The 17133-nt window shown below is 64.1% G+C and carries 10 protein-coding genes; 6 read left to right on the forward strand and 4 right to left on the reverse strand.

What is annotated here, in order from left to right:
- The first annotated feature begins 146 nt into the window (after positions 1–146).
- From ACZ0AJ_RS08145 to ACZ0AJ_RS08165, 5 genes are all read left to right on the forward strand, one after another.
- Positions 147–2438, forward strand: a complete 2292-nt coding sequence (locus ACZ0AJ_RS08145; protein WP_499453780.1) for an exo-alpha-sialidase — start codon at positions 147–149, stop codon at positions 2436–2438.
- Positions 2435–4738, forward strand: coding sequence for a glycoside hydrolase family 95 protein (locus tag ACZ0AJ_RS08150; RefSeq protein WP_499454477.1), 2304 nt, complete (start codon positions 2435–2437; stop codon positions 4736–4738). The genes ACZ0AJ_RS08145 and ACZ0AJ_RS08150 overlap by 4 nt, the downstream gene beginning before the upstream one ends.
- 30 nt (positions 4739–4768) lie before the next feature.
- On the forward strand, positions 4769–6454 hold the full coding sequence (locus tag ACZ0AJ_RS08155) for a DUF5597 domain-containing protein (RefSeq protein WP_499453784.1): 1686 nt from the start codon (positions 4769–4771) through the stop codon (positions 6452–6454).
- 47 nt (positions 6455–6501) lie between these two features.
- Entirely contained in the window at positions 6502–9369 is a 2868-nt protein-coding gene (locus tag ACZ0AJ_RS08160) for a glycoside hydrolase family 31 protein (RefSeq protein WP_499454480.1), read from the forward strand.
- A 64-nt stretch (positions 9370–9433) separates the two neighbouring features.
- Positions 9434–10525: an SGNH/GDSL hydrolase family protein gene (locus ACZ0AJ_RS08165; RefSeq protein WP_499454482.1), complete on the forward strand. Its 1092-nt coding sequence runs from the start codon at positions 9434–9436 to the stop codon at positions 10523–10525.
- Between the two features lie 14 nt (positions 10526–10539).
- Here the strand turns inward: ACZ0AJ_RS08165 and ACZ0AJ_RS08170 are convergent, their stop codons facing one another.
- The gene (locus ACZ0AJ_RS08170; RefSeq protein ID WP_499453791.1) at positions 10540–11130 is read right to left on the reverse strand and encodes a hypothetical protein; all 591 of its coding nucleotides are present in this window, start codon (positions 11128–11130) and stop codon (positions 10540–10542) included.
- Positions 11131–11204: 74 nt separating this feature from the next.
- Entirely contained in the window at positions 11205–11579 is a 375-nt protein-coding gene (locus tag ACZ0AJ_RS08175) for a hypothetical protein (RefSeq protein WP_499453792.1), read from the reverse strand.
- 707 nt (positions 11580–12286) lie between these two features.
- Between ACZ0AJ_RS08175 and ACZ0AJ_RS08180 the strand changes: the two genes are divergently transcribed.
- Positions 12287–15166, forward strand: coding sequence for a PAS domain-containing protein (locus ACZ0AJ_RS08180; protein WP_499454485.1), 2880 nt, complete (start codon positions 12287–12289; stop codon positions 15164–15166).
- Here ACZ0AJ_RS08180 and ACZ0AJ_RS08185 read toward each other — a convergent pair.
- Positions 15163–16728, reverse strand: a complete 1566-nt coding sequence (locus ACZ0AJ_RS08185) for a GH39 family glycosyl hydrolase (RefSeq protein WP_499454487.1) — start codon at positions 16726–16728, stop codon at positions 15163–15165. The two genes, ACZ0AJ_RS08180 and ACZ0AJ_RS08185, sit on opposite strands and share 4 nt — an antisense overlap.
- Positions 16725–17129, reverse strand: a complete 405-nt coding sequence (locus tag ACZ0AJ_RS08190; RefSeq protein ID WP_499453796.1) for a helix-turn-helix domain-containing protein — start codon at positions 17127–17129, stop codon at positions 16725–16727. The genes ACZ0AJ_RS08185 and ACZ0AJ_RS08190 overlap by 4 nt, the downstream gene beginning before the upstream one ends.
- Positions 17130–17133: the final 4 nt, after the last annotated feature.

Genomic DNA, 17133 nt, shown 5'->3' on the forward strand with positions numbered 1-17133 from the left:
TTGGCCGACATCGAAGTTCGTATCCTGAATTTTATTTGTTAGCGCGAACATTCTGCTTGCCAGCACCGGCTGGATTGTTTAGCATGGTTTGCAGCAAGCTAATAGTCGCACCCACACGCGACACATAAAAACAATCAGGAGACACCATGCCTTCCACGTACGCGCGCCAGCTTGGCGTGTTCGTGGGCGCGGTCGCGGCCATCGTCGTCGGGGCCGCCGCCACGGCCACGGCCACCGTCACGAATGCAACGACTGCAGCGACCACGACGCCATCCTCCGGCGCCGGCGTAGCGGCGACTGCAGCGACTGCATCGACCATCGCCTATGTCTGGGACAGCGTCGCCATCGGCGGCGGCGGTTTTGTGACGGCCGTGGTGCCAAGCCGCAGCGAGCCGGAAGTCGCCTATGCGCGCACCGACGTCGGCGGCGCCTATCGCTGGAGCGCAAAAGAGGGTCGCTGGTATCCGCTGCTCGACTGGGTTGGCGAAGACCAGACGGGTTTCCTGGGCATCGATGCACTCGCCGTCGATCCGCACAACGCCGGCAATATCTGGCTGCTGGCCGGCATCGCTTACCTGAACGGTGGCCGTACCGCCATCCTGCGCTCGACCGACTACGGCAAGACCTTCGACGTCGTCGATGTCACCGCCCAGTTCAAAACCCACGGCAACGGCTTCGGCCGGCAGAATGGCGAACGGCTCGCTGTCGATCCGGGATCAGCGCAAGGATCAACTCAAGCATCAACTCAAGCATCAACTCAGTCACCAAATACACGCCTGTACCTCGGCTCCCGCCGCAACGGCCTGTTCACCAGCAACGACGCCGGCAAGTCTTGGCAGAGAAACGACGCGCTGCCTGTGACGACAACGCCGAACGACGTCGGCCTGAACATCGTGCTGCCCGATCCTGCCAGCGTGCAGGCCGGCCACGCGCGCCGGGTGTTCGTCGGCGTTTCGCGCTTTGGCAGCGTCGGTCCCAATCTGTACCGCAGCGACGATGCCGGCGCGAGCTTCCAGCCGGTGACAGGCGGGCCGGCGGGCCTGATGCCACAACGCGCCGCGCTCGATGGTGCGGGCAACCTGTACATCGCCTACGCCGACGGCGCCGGTCCGCATCCGGACAAAAGCGGTACCGAGCCGATGCAACGGGGCCAGGTCTGGCGCTACAAAACCGCCACTGGCGCCTGGACCGACATCACGCCGGCCGGCTGGACGCGCCCGTTCGCCGGCATCAGCGTCGACCCGGCCAATCCGCGCCGGCTCGTCGTCTCGACCATCAACACATTCATCCCCCAGGGCGACGCCAAGGGCGACCGCATCCTGGTATCGAACGACGCCGGTGCCACCTGGACCGACGTGATTGCGCGCGGCTTCCGGCGCGACGCCGCCGGCGTGCCATGGCTCGAAGGGCACGCCATCCACTGGGCCGGGTCGGTCGAATTCGATCCCCGCGATCCCCGCGCGGTCTGGGTCACGTCCGGCAACGGCATCTTCCGCACCGAAAATATCGACGCCGTCCCGGCCACCTGGACGTTCACGGTCAAGGGGCTGGAAGAGACGGTGCCGCTTGGCCTGGTCAGCATGCCGGGCGCGCCGCTGGTGTCCGCCATCGGCGACTACGACGGCTTCGTGCATGACGACCCGGCGCGTCATGGCCGGATCCACAAGCCTGAAATCGGCACTACCACGGGCCTGGACGCGGCGGCGCGCCGGCCCGGCACCCTGGTGCGGGTTGGCGACGCGATGCTGGTCACGCGCGACGGCGGCGCCACCTGGAACAAGACGCCGGCGATGCAGGGCAAGCGGGGCCAGATTGCCATCTCGGCCGACGGCGCCACGCTCGTGCACACGCCGCAGGACTCGACGACCTCGTTCCGCTCCGGCGACACGGGCGCGACCTGGACCCCGGTCGCAGGCCTGACGGGCAACCGGATGCGCGCCGTGGCCGATCCGGTGCGAGCGAACGTGTTCTACGCGTATGATGACAAGGCCCTGGTGGCCAGCAGCGACAGCGGCGCCACGTTCACGGCGCGCGCCAGCCTGCCTTCGGGCGGCTCGCGCCTGATCCGCGCGGCGCCCGAACGTGAAGGCGACTTGTGGGCCCCGCTCAAGCAGGGTGGCCTCGCGCGCTCGATCGATGGCGGCGCCAGCTTCAAGCCGGTATTCGATATCGACTATTGCGGCGCGGTCGGCTTCGGCAAGGCTGCACCGGGCAAAACGTATCCGACGGTGTTCATCTGGGGCAGCGTGAAGGGCGTGCGCGGCATCTACCGCTCGCTCGACACGGGCGCCACCTGGCAGCGCATCAACGATGACGCGCACCAGTATGGCGGTCCTGGCGACGGCCACTTCATCGTCGGTGACATGAACCGCTTCGGCGTTGTCTACATGAGCACTGCCGGACGCGGCATCGTGCACGGAAAGCCTGTTACCCAATGACCTTGAATCACACGCTGCGCCTGGCGCTTGCCGCCACCAGCCTTGGCTTCGGCCTGACCTTTGCCGGCGCCGCGCTGGCCGCACCCGACCTCGTCTTGCGCTACCACGCGCCCGCGCAGGACAACGACACCGGCTGGGAGAAGGAAGCTCTCCCGATCGGCAATGGCCGCATCGGCGCCATGGTGTTCGGCCAGCCGGGCCGCGAACACCTGCAATTCAACGACATCACGCTCTGGACTGGCGACGACAAGACGATGGGCGCATTCCAGCCGTTTGGTGACGTGCTGGTCGACCTGCCAGCCCATGCGACCGGCGTGACCAACTACCGCCGCACGCTCGACCTGGTACGCGGCGTGCACACGGTCACTTACACGCACGATGGCGTGAACTACAAGCGCGAAGCCTGGGCCAGTTATCCAGCCCAGGTGATCGTCTTGCGCCTGTCTGCCGACAAGCCGGGCCGCTACACGGGCAGCGTCGCGCTGACCGACCGCCACGGCGCCAATCTGGCCGTCAGCGGCAACCGCCTGTACGCGGCCGGCACGCTGGCCGGCTTTGTGTTGCCCGACCAGGCGCCAAGCACGAATGTGATGTCGTATGCGAGCCAGGTGCAGGTGCAGAATGACGGCGGCAAGCTGGCCGTCGACGGCAAGCGGATCGGCTTTGCGAATGCAAATTCGGTGACGCTGGTGCTGGGCGCCGGCACCAGTTTCGTGATGGATCCGTCGCGCCGCTTCGAGGGCGGCCACCCGCTGGCGCGCGTGACGCAGCAAGTCAGCACGGCCGCCGCGCGCCCTGTCGACGAGCTGCGCGTCGAACACGAACGCGATCTGGGCGGCCTGCTCAAGCGCGTCGAGCTCGACCTGGGCCCGACGCTCGCCGAACGCCGCGCGCTGCCAACCGATGCGCGCCTCCTGGCCTATACGCGCGAAGGCGGCGACCCGGAACTCGAAGCCCAGTATTTCCAGTATGGCCGCTACCTTCTCACCGCCAGTTCGCGCGGCTCGCTGCCGGCCAATCTGCAGGGCCTGTGGAACAACAGCTATGCGCCGCCATGGAATGCGGACTACCACACCAACATCAACGTCCAGATGAATTACTGGCCGGCCGAGGTGACCAACCTCTCCGAGCTGGCCGAACCGTTCTTCGGTTTCGTGAACGGCCTGGCGCCGGTCTGGCGTCAGCAGACGGCGCAGGAATTCAAGGGCAAGGATGGCAAGCCAATACGTGGCTGGACGCTGCGTACCGAGTCGAACCCGTTCGGCGCGATGGGCTACCTGTGGAACAAGACGGGCAACGCCTGGTACGCCCAGCACTTCTGGGAGCATTACGCGTTCACGCGTGACGAACGCTTCCTGCGCGAGACCGCCTATCCGATGATGAAAGAGGCCGCCGCGTTCTGGCAGGACTACCTGAAGGTGCTGCCCGACGGACGCCTGGTGGCCCCGCAAGGCTGGTCACCCGAGCATGGCCCGGTGGAAGACGGCGTCGCCTACGACCAGCAGATCGTCTGGGACCTCTTCAACAATACCGTCGAAGCGGCTGGCATCCTGGACGTCGATCCCGAACTGCGCGCCGAGCTGACGAACATGCGCGACCGCCTGGCTGGCCCGCGCATCGGCAGCTGGGGCCAGCTGCTCGAGTGGCTGGACGAAAAGCACGACCCGGTGCTCGATACGCCCCATGACACGCACCGCCACGTGTCGCACCTGTTCGCGCTGTTCCCGGGCCGCCAGATCGGGCCCGTCAAAACGCCGGAGCTGGCCGCGGCCGCCAAGCGCACGCTCGAAGCGCGCGGCGACGCCGGCACTGGCTGGGCGATGGCGTGGAAGATGGCGTTCTGGGCCCGCCTGCATGACGGCGAACGCGCTCACCGCATGCTGCGCGGCGTGCTGGCCGCGCCGGGCGCCCGCGCCGCCGAACAGGGCGGTATCTTCTCGGAACATAACAATGCGGGCGGCACCTACCCGAACTTGCTCGATGCGCACCCACCATTCCAGATCGACGGCAATTTCGGCGCCACCGCCGCGATGGCCGAAATGCTCGTGCAATCGCACGCAGGCGAAATCCAGGTCTTGCCGGGGTTGCCGAAAGCGTGGGCCACCGGCTCGGTCAAGGGCTTGCGCGCACGCGGCGGCTTCGAAGTCGACATCGTCTGGCGCAAGGGACTGCTGAAGAACGTCACAGTACGCGCCCCGTCGAACGACGGCAAGGTCAAGCTGCGCTACGGCGCCTGGGTGACCGAAGTCGAGCTCAAACAAGGGCAGAGCCGCACCGTGTCTGCCTCGCTGTTCAAATAAAAAAACGACACCACGAAGGAGACAACCCGCATGAAGCTGAACCAGATCGCCCGCCGCCTGACGCATCTCGCGCCGCTGTGCCTGGCCTTGACGGCGCATGGCGCGCTGGCTGCGCCCGAGCTGCCCCGCCTCGAGAGCAAGGACGGCCGCCACGCGCTGATCGTCGACGGCGCGCCGTTTACGATGCTGGCCGGCCAGGCCCACAACTCCAGCAACTACCCGGCGGCCTTGCCGAAGGTCTGGGCCGCGCTGAAGGATGCAGGCGCCAACACGCTCGAGATGCCAATCGCGTGGGAACAGATCGAACCGAAGGAGGGCAGCTTCGACTTCAGTTTCCTCGACACGCTGGTGAAACAGGCGCGCGACAACAAGATCCGCCTCGTGATCGTCTGGTTCGGCACCTGGAAAAATACCGGACCAGGCTACCTGCCGGAATGGGTCAAGTTCGACAACGCGCGCTTTCCGCGCATGAAGGACAAGGACGGCAAGACCGTCTACAGCCATTCGCCGTTCGCCGAAGAGACGCTGGCGCTGGATCGCCGCGCATTCGTGCGCATGATGGAGCACATCAAGAAGATCGACAGCGCGCACCGCACCGTCATCCTGGTGCAGGTCGAGAACGAAGTCGGCACGTACGGCGTGGAGCGCGACTACGGCGCGCGCGCGCAGGCCGCGTTCGCGCAGCCCGTGCCGGCCGCTGTCGTGGCGCGCCAGACGCCGAAGGTCCAGGGTGTCACGAGCGGGACCTGGACTCAGGTCTATGGCGACTACGCCGCCCAGTACTTCCATTCGTGGGCGATCGCCAGCTACATCGAGTCGATCGCCAAGGCCGGCCGCGCGGTCTACGACTTGCCGATGTTCGTCAATAACGCGCTGCGCGAACCGGCGCTGGACGGCAAACCTGCGGCGCTGTGGAAGGACGGCGGGGGCTTTGCCAGCGGCGGGCCAACCTACGACGTGCTCGATATCTACAAGGTGGCGGCGCCCCACATCGACTTCGCCGCGCCCGACATCTACATGCCCGAATCGAAAAAGGTCACGGCGATCCTCAAGTCGTTCCAGCGGCCCGACAACGCATTGATGATCCCGGAGATGGGCAATGCGCCCGGCTACGCGCGCTATGTGTACCAGGCGCTGGGCATGGGCGCAATCGGCGTGGCCCCGTTCGGCCTGGATTACGCGGATTACAGCAACTACCCGCTGGGCGCCAAGCACACCGACAAGCGGATGGTCGAGCCATTCGCCAAGGTATATGGCGTGTTCGCACCGATGACGCGCCAGTGGGCGCGCTGGGCGTTCGAAGGCCGTACCTACGGCGTGGCCGAGGGCGACGACCGCGCCGCACAGACGGTGGCCATGAAGGGGTGGACGGCGAACGTGTCGTTCCGCGAATTCCAGTTCGGCGAGCGCCAGTACCTGAAGGACAAGAACGAGTACCAGTCGGGCACCGAGCAGCCAGGCGGCGGCGTCGCGTTCGCACAGATCGGCGACAACGAATTCGTCATCGTCGGCCAGCAGGCGCGCGTGAAACTCTCCGGCAGCGGCGCCAACGACGGCAAGCCGTCGATGCTGGCGCGCGTGGAAGAAGGGCGCTTCGACGCGAATGGCAAATGGGTCATGGAGCGCAACTGGAATGGCGACCAGACCGACTACGGTTTGAATTTGCCGGCCACGCCGACCGTCCTCAAGGTCCGGCTGGGCACCTACACCGAGTAAGCATAACAAGTACTAAGCATAACAAGTACACAACAGGAGATCGACAAATGCGTATGACACAAGTGGCGGCCGCAGTTCTGATGCTGGCGGCAACGGGGGCCGATGCCGGCACCTTCCAACAGACCGCGACCGGTATCGAAGTCAAGCCCGACAGCGGCGCCAAGGTGGTGCGGCTGAACCTCATGAGCGACAACATCGTCCAGGTGGTCAAGCTCGACCAGGCCGACAAGACGCTCACGCCGTCTCTGATGACGGTCGCCAAGCCGTGCGCGAGCAGCTGCGCCTTCACCGTCACGCCCGGCAAGGACTCAGTCCAGCTCAAGGCCGGCAAGATCGCCGCCACCGTGTCGCTCAAGGATGGCCAGGTCGCCTTCTTCGATGCGAACGGCAAGCGCTTCCTGGCGCAGGCGTCCGAATCGATGCAGCCCGTAAACGTGGGCGGCAAGCCGTTCCTGGCGATCAAGCAGGGCTTCAACCACGGTACGAAGGATGCGTATTACGGCCTGGGCCAGCACCAGAACAACCAGATGAACTACAACGGCGAAGACGTGCTGCTCCAGCAGCACAATATGATCGCCGCGGTGCCGTTCGTCGTGTCCGACAAGGGCTATGGTGTCCTGTGGGACAACAATTCGATCTCGCGCTTCGGCGACCAGACGCCGTACGATCTGATGTCGCGCGACCTGGTGCTGCGCGGCGCCGATGGCAAGAGCGAAGGCCTGACGGCCCGCTACTACATCGGTGGCAAGCTGGCGCTCACGCGGCAAGAGAAAGACATCGATTATCAGTACCTGAAGGACCTCGACGAGAACTGGCCGAAAGAACTCGGCCCGCACAAGGACCTGAAGGACGTGCGCGTGGTCTGGGAAGGCACGATGAGCAGCGACAAGCCAGGCGTGCACAAGATGCAGCTGTATTCGTCGGACTATGCGACGCTGACGGTCGACGGTAAGCAGGTCATGGACGTGTGGCGCATGGGCTGGAACCCGTGGTACCACAACTTCGAAGTCAAGTTCGCCAGGAACAAGCCGGTCAAGCTGCACCTGGAGTGGAAGCCGTCGGGCGGCATGGTCGCGATCACCCACAACAATCCGCTGCCGGCGCCGGAGCGCCATTCGCTGACGCTGTCGTCCGAGATCGCCGAAGCGATCAACTACTACGTCATCAGCGGCGAGAACATGGACCGTGCGATTGCCGGCTACCGCCACCTGACCGGCCAGCAGCCGATGATGCCGAAGTGGTCGTACGGCTTCTGGCAATCGCGCCAGCGCTATGAGACGCAGCAGCAGCTGCTCGACACGGTCACCGAATACCGCAAGCGCGGCTGGCCGCTCGATAACATCGTGCAGGACTGGTTCTACTGGCCCGAGGACGGCTGGGGTTCGCACGATTTCGACAAGAAGCGCTTCCCGAACCCGAAGGGCATGGTCGACGCGGTGCACAAGCAGAACGCGCGCATCATGCTGTCCGTGTGGGGCAAGTTCTACGCCAATACCGACAACTACAAGGAGCTCGAGTCCAAGGGCTATATGTGGACCAAGAACGTCGAGAATGGCTCGCGTGACTGGGTCGGCAAGGGTTACCTGAACAGCCACTACGATCCGTATACCAAGGAAGCGCGCGACATCTACTACCGCCAGCTCAAGACCAAGCTGGTCGACCTGGGCTTTGACGCCTGGTGGATGGACAATACCGAGCCTGACGTGCTGTCCAACAGCCGCCTGGAAGACTTCAAGGAACTGATTGGCCCGACCGTGTATGGCGCCGGCGAAATCACGTTCAATCCGTACAGCCTGGTGAGCACGGGCGCGATGGCCGATGGCCTGGCGCGCGACCAGCCGGACAAGCGCCAGTTCATCCTGTCGCGTTCGGGCTTTGCCGGCATCCAGCGCAATTCGGTGGCCGTGTGGAGCGGCGACACGGTCGGCCGCTGGAACAACCTGTTCGACCAGATCGCATCGGGCACGAACATGTCGATGTCGGGCATCCCGAACTGGACCCACGATATCGGCGGCTACGCGCAGGAAGTGCGCTACCAGACGGGCGACGTGGGCTCGGCCCAGGAAAACCGCGTCACCTCGCGCGCCGAAGCCAATCCCGAAGACATGAAGGAATGGCGTGAGCTGAACCAGCGCTGGTTCCAGTTCGGCGCCTTCACGCCGCTGTTCCGCTCGCACGGTGAAGTGGTCAAGCGCGAGATCTACAATATCGCCAATGGCGACGACACCATGCGCGACAATATGGTGTGGTACCTGAAGCTGCGCTATCGCCTGATGCCGTACATTTACACGATGGCGGCCGACACGCACTACGGTTCGGGCACGATGATGCGTGGCCTGGTGATGGACTTCCCGTACGACGAGAAGGTCAAGAACATCAAGGACCAGTACATGTTCGGTCCATCGTTCCTGGTGGCGCCGGTGTACGCGTACAAAGCCACGTCGCGCCAGGTGTACCTGCCGGCGGGCGCGGACTGGTATGACTTCCATACGGGCGAGCGCTTCAAGGGCGGCGCCACGCGCACCGTGCAGGCGCCGCGCGAGCGTATGCCGCTGTTCGTCAAGGCCGGCTCGGTCATTACGGCGGGCCCGGTGACGCAGTACGTGGATGAAAAGCCGGATGCGCCGGTCACGCTGTTCGTGTATGCAGGCGCCAATGGCGAAGCCACGCTGTACGAGGATGACGGCGTGACCAATGCCTACGAGCGTGGTGAAGCCAGCCGCATCCGCATCGCCTACGACGACAAGACCGGCGTCGTGCAGATCGGCGAGCGCGCCGGCCAGTACAAGGGCATGCCGATGAAGCGCGAGTTCAAGGTACGCGTCATCAAGCCGGGCGTGTCGACGGCGGAGAACCTGGACGCGGCCGACAAGACCGTGGTCTATGACGGCAAGCCGGTGACCATCAAGCTGTAATCACTACGGCGCTTACCAACAGCCGGGTGCGAGCGCGTACCCGGCTTTTTTCGTACTGACCTCCATGAAAAATCTCGCGTATTCATTCGCCCTGGCCGCCTTGCTGCACTTGGGACCAGCTGGCGCTGCCAACCAGATTGCGGCGGACCATCCGCATCTGGCCTACACGGGCCGCATCGACATGGCCGATGCGAAGGCGCCGGTCCTGAGCTGGCCCGGCACGTCGATTGCTGCCAACTTCACGGGGACCTCGCTGGCGATCGTGCTGGACGACCAGAACGGCAAGAATTACTTCAATGTGTTCGTCGATGGCGACACCGCGCGGCCGGTCATCCTGCAGCTGGAGAAGGGCAGCAAGACCTACCTGGTTGCCAATGGCCTGGCACCGGGCGCGCACCGTTTTCTGCTCACCAAACGCACTGAGGGCGAGGAGGGCGCGACCGTCTTCAAGGGCATCGAGCTCGATGACAAGGCGACGCTGGCGCTGCCGCCCCCACGGCCCAAGCGCAGGATCGAATTCTTTGGCGATTCGATCACGAGCGGCATGGGCAATGAAGCGCCTGACGACGGGCGGGACGACCTGGGCAAGGACAAGAACAACTACCAATCCTATGCGTCGATCGCGGCGCGCCAGCTCGGTGCCGAAGCGCACATCACGTCGCAAAGCGGCATCGGCGTGATGATCAGCTGGTTCCCGTTCACGATGCCGGATTTTTATGACCAGATGAGTGCCGTCGGCGACAACGACAGCCGCTGGGACTTCAAGCGCTGGACGCCCGACGTGGTCGTCATCAACCTGATGCAGAACGACAGTTGGCTGATCGGGCGCGACCACAAGCTGCAGCCGGAACCGACGGATGCGCAGCGCGTCGCGGCGTACCAGGCGTTCGTTGCCCGCGTGCGCGCGCTGTATCCGAACGCCTATATCGTCTGCGCGCTGGGGAGCATGGACGCGACCCGCGTCGGCTCCGTGTGGCCGGGCTACGTCACGTCGGCGGTGGCGAACCTGCGCGCATCAGGCGACGCGCGCATCGATACGCTGTTCTTCCCGTTCACCGGCTATGGCCAGCACCCGCGCGTCAGGCAGCATCAGGCCAACGCGGATCTGCTGACCGCGTTCATTCGATCGAAAATGGGTTGGGCGCGGGCTGAATAACGGCGCAGTGCCTGTCATGCCACGAGCGAGAACGTCGCACTCTCGCCAGCGCGGATCGTCGTTTGGAGATGCGTCGTTCCCGCCATGCGGGCCAGCACATGATCGAGGCAGTAGGTTGCAAGGTGGATGCGGGCCTGGTCCGGTCGGAAGTGATCCCATAACACGCTGAACCTGAAGTCGGTATTGCGTTCGTCGCTGGTGGCAGTCGCCTGTTGCCCGTCTGATGTCGATGCCTGCACCTCGAATGCCGCGTGGAGGCGTGGCCTGGCGCGAATTGCAGCGGCCATGGTGTCGGTGATCGAAAAATCGGTTTGGGTCGATGGCGGCTCGTCAGGGAACAGGTCCTCGAACGTCTTGCCTGCATCGCCCATCGCGTCATCGTGGTTCAGGTGGACGCGCACGATGTCTTCCGGCTGCAGGGGATGGTCCATCAGCCAGGTCAGATGGCCGCAGCCGCCTTCGTCGTAATTACCACCCATCGCATCGACGACGGCTTTCGACGCCCGGTCGAGCGCGCCGTGCACGGATACGTCCATGACGCGCATTGACGCCAGGTTGATCGTCGCGATCCGCACGTTATTGACGTTGACAGCAATATGTGGCATGGCGCTGGTTATCTGATGTGATAACCAACTTTAGCACGTTAAACGGGCGTCGATGACACCTGCTAAGCGTTGTTCTAAGCAACGTCTTTTTCATTAAGAAGCTCTTCTGCGCGAGTGTGCACCTTCAACAATTCATCAAGCGGCAGTAACGTGTTCCGGTACGCACGCAACGCCGTATCCATCATGCGGTACGACCGGAAAAACCGGCCTGACCTGACCTGCGGATTGGCGAACGTGATGGTGCCAAGGCAAATTGTTGCAGCGACCGCGAAAACGGGCGCGAGATCACCGGTGACGTTGGTTGCAGCGCTAAGCGCCGAGAACACGATGCCAAGAATGCCCACTAGCCAGTGTGTCCGCTCCCACCAGACGCCGTTCCAATGCCAAAGGTCTAGCTTATCTTGTAATTCTTCCGCTGCCGATTTCGCTGTAAAAGGGATAGTGGTCATGAGAAACTCCCGCGCTTGACTTGGGTGGCGATCATTGTGCGATCAATTCAGTACCCAACGATCGGCTATCGACTGATTTTTCTAACGCCAGCCTCGATTAAATCGCCGCCCGCCCGCGCTCCAATTGAGTTTTATCAAAGTATGTGGCCGGAATAGCTTGATAACAGTTTCGTCGAGCACATGCCTAAAGATTATTGCGAATAGCTGAAATAGCCGGGGTCGAATAGCCGGGGTCAAATAGCCGGGGTCAGGTCTGACATTTGGACACGAGCTTAACAGTACGTCTATTTACGGATGACTGTTTGAAAGGTCTACGGAAGAGCTCGTGTCCAAATGTCAGACCTGACCCCGCTGTTGGCTGTGACCCCGCTGTTGTGACCCCGCTGTTGGTTGCTTGACCCTGCTGTTGCTGTTCCGCGTCAGGTACGACCGCGGCAGCGCAGCCCTGCGGACGGCGTTCATTCGCCGCAAGTTGGGCGGGAGGCGGACCGCGCACAGCGGTGCAAGCGTGCCGAGGCGGCCGGTACAACATGCTAATATGACCACGTTTGATGGGGTGCGAGCAAGTAGGCGCGCCTCATCCTGTACCTCTTTACATGGTTGTGGAATGGCAAACGTCAAGGCTCCCGAATCGCATATTGCAGTTGCACCAGGTGTTGCAGGGCAGCACTCTGGGCGCGCCCGTTCGCCGGTCCGGCTGTAAGCGGGTGGACGCCGCCTTCACGCAAGAGCGCCTGCTACAGGTCCTCGACGTCGTCACTGCCCTGGCTGGCCTCGACAGTGTCGACGATGTCGTGCAGCTGTCGTTGAGCCGCATCCCCGCGATTCTGCCGATCGACCCATCCGCACTGGCCGCGATCTTTCACACGCTGCTCCAGCCTGGCCGGGATGCGCCCTCTGTGCAACAGCTCGAGCAGGCTCTGGGCACCGGCGCTGCCACCCACACGCACGCATTCACGTCGCACGAACGCGCGCTTGCGCATCACGTCTGGGTGGCCATCGGCGCGGCTCTGGCACGCATTGGCCAGGCGCGCGCCAGCGACGCCTTGCGTGAACGAGTCGCCACTCTCGAGCAGCGCTGCGCCCCGCGCGCCCTTGCGCCGGACCGTGCATGGGCCGTGAGCCTGGAGCCACTGTGCATCATCGATGCCAATGGCTATGTCGAGTTGGCCAATCCGGCGTGGCAGACGGTGCTCGGCTGGACCGAAGCCGAGATGTCCAGCCAGCCATTTACGGCCTTCGTGCACCGTGACGACCTCGCAGCGACGGAGGCGGCCTGGATCAAGGCAAGTGAGCGGGGGCAGGCGGTCGTGCGTTTCGAAAACCGCTACCGCACGAGTGGCGGGGTCTGGCGCTGGCTGTCATGGGTTGCCGTGCCGGAGGATGGCAAGGTGTACTGCGCCGCGCGCGACGTCACCGACGAAAAAATGCAGCGCGAAGCGTTGATTCTCCGCACGCGCGAACGTGACGTGCTGGCCGCGGTGTTCCAGGCCACCGATCTGCTGTTGCAGGTGATCGATGCAGACTACCGCTTCCTGGCGATCAACCAGGCCAGCATCGATGACTACTGGCGCATGTTCCAGCGCCGTGTCGCGGTCGGCGATCGTCTGACCGACGTGCTGGCCGACCGGCCAGCGCAGTTGCAGCCAGCACTGGCGCTGTGGGACCGGGTACTGCGCGGTGAGGCGTTTTCGCTGCAGCAGACGTTCGGCGAGACCACGCCCGAGCAGCGCACCTGTGAAATGCGTTTCGAGATCTTGCGGGACCAGGACGGCAAGCAAATCGGCGCCTTCATGACGGCACTGGACGTGACCGAGTGGCATGTGCAGCAGCAAGCGCTGGTGGAAACGCAGGAGGCGCTGCGGCAGTCCCAGAAGCTTGAAGCGATCGGTCAGCTCACGGGCGGTGTGGCGCACGACTTCAACAACGTCCTGGCGGTGATCAAGTCGAGCATCGAGCTGCTGCGCCGGGTGCAGCTCGGCGACGAGCGCCGCCAGCGCTTCATGGACTCGATTTCCAGCGCGGTCACGCGCGGCGCCCGCCTGACCGGTCAGCTGCTTGCCTTTGCACGCCGGCAGGCTCTGCAGCCGGCCGTGTTCGACGTCGGGAACAGCACGCGTGCGATCGGGGAAATGATCGGGAGCCTGACCGGCGTCGGGGTCGAGGTGGTGCTCGACTTGCCCGACCAGGCCTGTTTCGTCAATGCGGATCAGAGCCAGTTCGATACCGCGCTGGTCAATCTCGCCGTCAATGCACGCGACGCGATGCAGTCGCGCGGCACGCTGTCGGTCAAGGTCGAATCGGTCGACGGCTTGCCGCAGCACGGTCTGCAGCCGGCAATCAGCGGCACGTTTGTGGCCGTGTCGTTGCACGACACCGGCGCTGGCATCGCGCCGGAAAATCTTGACAAGATTTTCGAGCCGTTTTTCACGACCAAGGGCGTCGGTCACGGCACCGGCCTTGGGCTGTCTCAGGTGTTCGGCTTTGCGCGCCAGTCAGGCGGCGATGTGCGGGTCGCGAGTACGCCAGGCGCAGGCACGACCTTCACGCTATACCTGCCGTGTGCAGACCAACCGCTTGCAGGCGGCAGCACGCCAGGCGTCCAGCACACGCTGCCCGGCGGTGGAGGACTGCGCATCCTGGCGGTCGAGGACAATCCCGACTTGCGCGCGATGGTCGAGAGCTCGCTGCATGAACTTGGCTACGTAACGACCATCGTGACCAGTGCGGAGCAAGCGCTGGCACTGCTGCGCGAAGATGCCGAACCCTACGCGGCAGTATTTTCCGATGTTGTCCTGCCGGGCATGACCGGCATCGACCTGGGGCGCGCGCTGGCGCGCCTGCAGATCGATATCCCCGTCGTGCTCACCAGTGGTTACAGCCACGTGCTGGCACAGGAGACGGACCACGGTTTCCTGCTGCTGCCCAAGCCCTACGCGCTGGACGATCTTGCGCGTCTTCTCCACGAGGCCGTGCGCCGGCGCGACCGCGCTGCAAGCGTTGCCAAGGTCAGTACGACCCATGCCATGACCCTCGTCGAAACCGTCTTTGGCCAGCCGGCGCACACGCCCGACGAAGGGGTCGAGCGTGTACGGCTGGCGGAGCTGGCAGCCCTGCACGTCATGGATACCGAAGAAGAAGCGGCCTATGACGAGCTGACGCACCTGGCCAGCGCGTTCTGCCAGACGCCGATCGCGCTGGTCTCGCTGGTCGACGACGAGCGTCAATGGTTCAAGGCGCGCGTGGGACTGCAGGCCCGTGAAACACCGCGCGAACACGCGTTCTGCGCCTACGCGATCGAGCAGCCGGAGCAGATCATGCAGGTCGTCGACGCGACACTTGATGCACGCTTCGTCGGCAATCCCCTGGTGACGGGCGATCCCGGCATCCGTTTTTATGCCGGCGCGCCGCTGGTGACGTCAACCGGTCAGGCACTGGGCACGCTGTGCGTGATCGATACCGAACCGCGCAAGCTGACCGTCCATCAGCTTGACGCGCTGCGCCTGCTCGCGGCGCGCGTCATCGAGCGTCTCGAGGCCCGGCGCGTGGCGCTGAACCTCGGGGCGCCACGCGACAGCGAGCCTTAACGCGCCGCGTCGAGTTGCAGCAGATAGACATCGTTCTCACGCAGCGGCAAGGCGGTGGCAAACATGCCATCGCGCCCGATCGTCACTGGCTGCTTCTTCAACGGCTTCCCGGTCGCCGTCGCCTTCAATGCAGCGACCTGCGGCCGCGTCAGCTGCTTGGGCGAGCCCATGCCGATATACGCAGTGAACGCATCGTTCTGCTTGTAGCCGACCTGCGACACCGTCATCGTGTAGGCCCCCGGCTTCAGGCCCCGCATCGCCACCTTGACCTGACCTTTGGATTTTGGCGGCAGATCCTTGATGAAGTACTGCTGGTTGTTGATCCCCGCCGGCAGCGTGTGCGAGTAATCCCACAGCAGCACCTGCGCGTTGCCCTTGTCGTCGAGCGTCGCCGTCGAATCCTGGTCCGCGTTCTTCAGTTCGCGATCGCCCAGCTGGTTGAGGAACTGGTAAGCAAAATAAGCCGGCTTCTTGATCCCCTGCGTGTTCATCAAGCCGAACCCGCCGTGGAAGGCTTCGAAACGCGGACCGGCTTCCTCGAAGATGTCGGTAAACACCCAGTACGACATCGACTGCACGGCGCCAGTGCTCTGCTTGAGCTTTCTCAGGATGTAGGCTGGCTGGTGGTAGCTGTCGTGGGTCGGGTCGGACGGCGTGTACGACGAGCTCCATTCGGTGTAGTGCAGCTCGAGCTTCGGCATGCTGGAGGCCTCGATTTCCTTGCGGTTCTTGAGCACGTCGTGGGTCACGGCCATCGGGTCGGTGCTCAGGACCGTGCCGGTGGTGCCGAATTCGTCGAGAAAGCCCTGGTTCACGCCGTAGGAGTGGGTGGAGACGAAATCGAGCGGCACACTGTTCTTGCTGGCGTAGCCGATCATCTCGGGGATCCAGTCGCCGCCCGCAGTGGCCGGACCGCCCACGCGGTACGACGCATCGACGCTCTTGACGGCGCGCGCGGCGTGCGCGTACAGCTTGAAGTATTCGTCCTGCGTGCCGGCCCAGAAGCCGTCCAGATTCGGTTCGTTCCAGACTTCGAAGTACCAGCTTGCCACTTCCGCCTTGCCATAGCGCTCGGTCCAGTGTGTGGTGAGCGCCTTGATCAGGCGTTCCCACTGCGCGTAGTCGCGCGGCGGCGTGACGTTGCCGCGCCACCAGAAGATGGTCTTGGTGCCACTGGCCATGGCGGATGGCATGAAGCCCAGTTCCACGAACGGCTTGATGCCGACGCTCTGCAGATAGTCGAACAGGGCGTCGACGTACTGGAAGTTGTACTGCTCCTTGCCCTGCGCATCGATGCGGAAGACCGCCATGTCGTCGCTCAGCAGACCGTGCATGCGAATGTAGCGAAAGCCCGTGTCCTTGCGCAGTTCGGCCAGTTGCTGCTGCCAGTCGGCGCGCAAGCCCTCGTTGGCGCGGCCGGCGCCGACGGACAGGTTGAACATGCGATCGAGCTGGCCCTTGACCTGCGTGACGTCGACGTCAATAACACGTTGCTGCGCATGGGCCACCGCTGGCAGGGCAAGCAGCGTCGCCAGCGTCATGGTGGTAATCGTGTGCTTCATGGGGTCTTTTCTCCGGATGTGGGCGAGGGGCAGATGGGCGTGCGATGCGCTTGCGCCCGAAATGCCTTCGGCGTGCAGCCATAATCGAGTTTGAACAGCTTGTTGAAGTACGAGACGTGGTTGTAGCCGACCGTGTAGGCGATGTCGGTGATGCTGGCCGAATCGCGTTCGGCCAGCAGTCGCGCTGCTTCGGTCAGGCGCAGCCGGTTCAGGTAACCGGTGAACGTGCAACCCAGTTCGGCCTTGAGCACCTCGTTGACCTTGTTGCGGTTCACGCCAGCGCCATGCGCAACCGCGCCCAGCTCGAGCTCCGCATCGGCGAAACGGCTGGCGATGGCGTGCAGGATCGCGGATTTTTCGCGGTCCCGATGCGGGTCAAGCAGGCGCTGCTGGCAGGGCACGAGC

This window comes from Telluria sp. AC161 (assembly GCF_979258535.1).

What these genes read in the sequence shown, in the direction of transcription:
- ACZ0AJ_RS08185 (WP_499454487.1), bottom strand. Translation starts at nt 16,728, where the DNA reads ATGAAGCACACGATTACCACCATGACGCTGGCGACGCTGCTTGCCCTG.
- ACZ0AJ_RS08150 (WP_499454477.1), top strand. Translation starts at nt 2,435, where the DNA reads ATGACCTTGAATCACACGCTGCGCCTGGCGCTTGCCGCCACCAGCCTT.
- ACZ0AJ_RS08155 (WP_499453784.1), top strand. Translation starts at nt 4,769, where the DNA reads ATGAAGCTGAACCAGATCGCCCGCCGCCTGACGCATCTCGCGCCGCTG.
- ACZ0AJ_RS08160 (WP_499454480.1), top strand. Translation starts at nt 6,502, where the DNA reads ATGCGTATGACACAAGTGGCGGCCGCAGTTCTGATGCTGGCGGCAACG.
- ACZ0AJ_RS08145 (WP_499453780.1), top strand. Translation starts at nt 147, where the DNA reads ATGCCTTCCACGTACGCGCGCCAGCTTGGCGTGTTCGTGGGCGCGGTC.
- ACZ0AJ_RS08165 (WP_499454482.1), top strand. Translation starts at nt 9,434, where the DNA reads ATGAAAAATCTCGCGTATTCATTCGCCCTGGCCGCCTTGCTGCACTTG.
- ACZ0AJ_RS08175 (WP_499453792.1), bottom strand. Translation starts at nt 11,579, where the DNA reads ATGACCACTATCCCTTTTACAGCGAAATCGGCAGCGGAAGAATTACAA.
- ACZ0AJ_RS08170 (WP_499453791.1), bottom strand. Translation starts at nt 11,130, where the DNA reads ATGCCACATATTGCTGTCAACGTCAATAACGTGCGGATCGCGACGATC.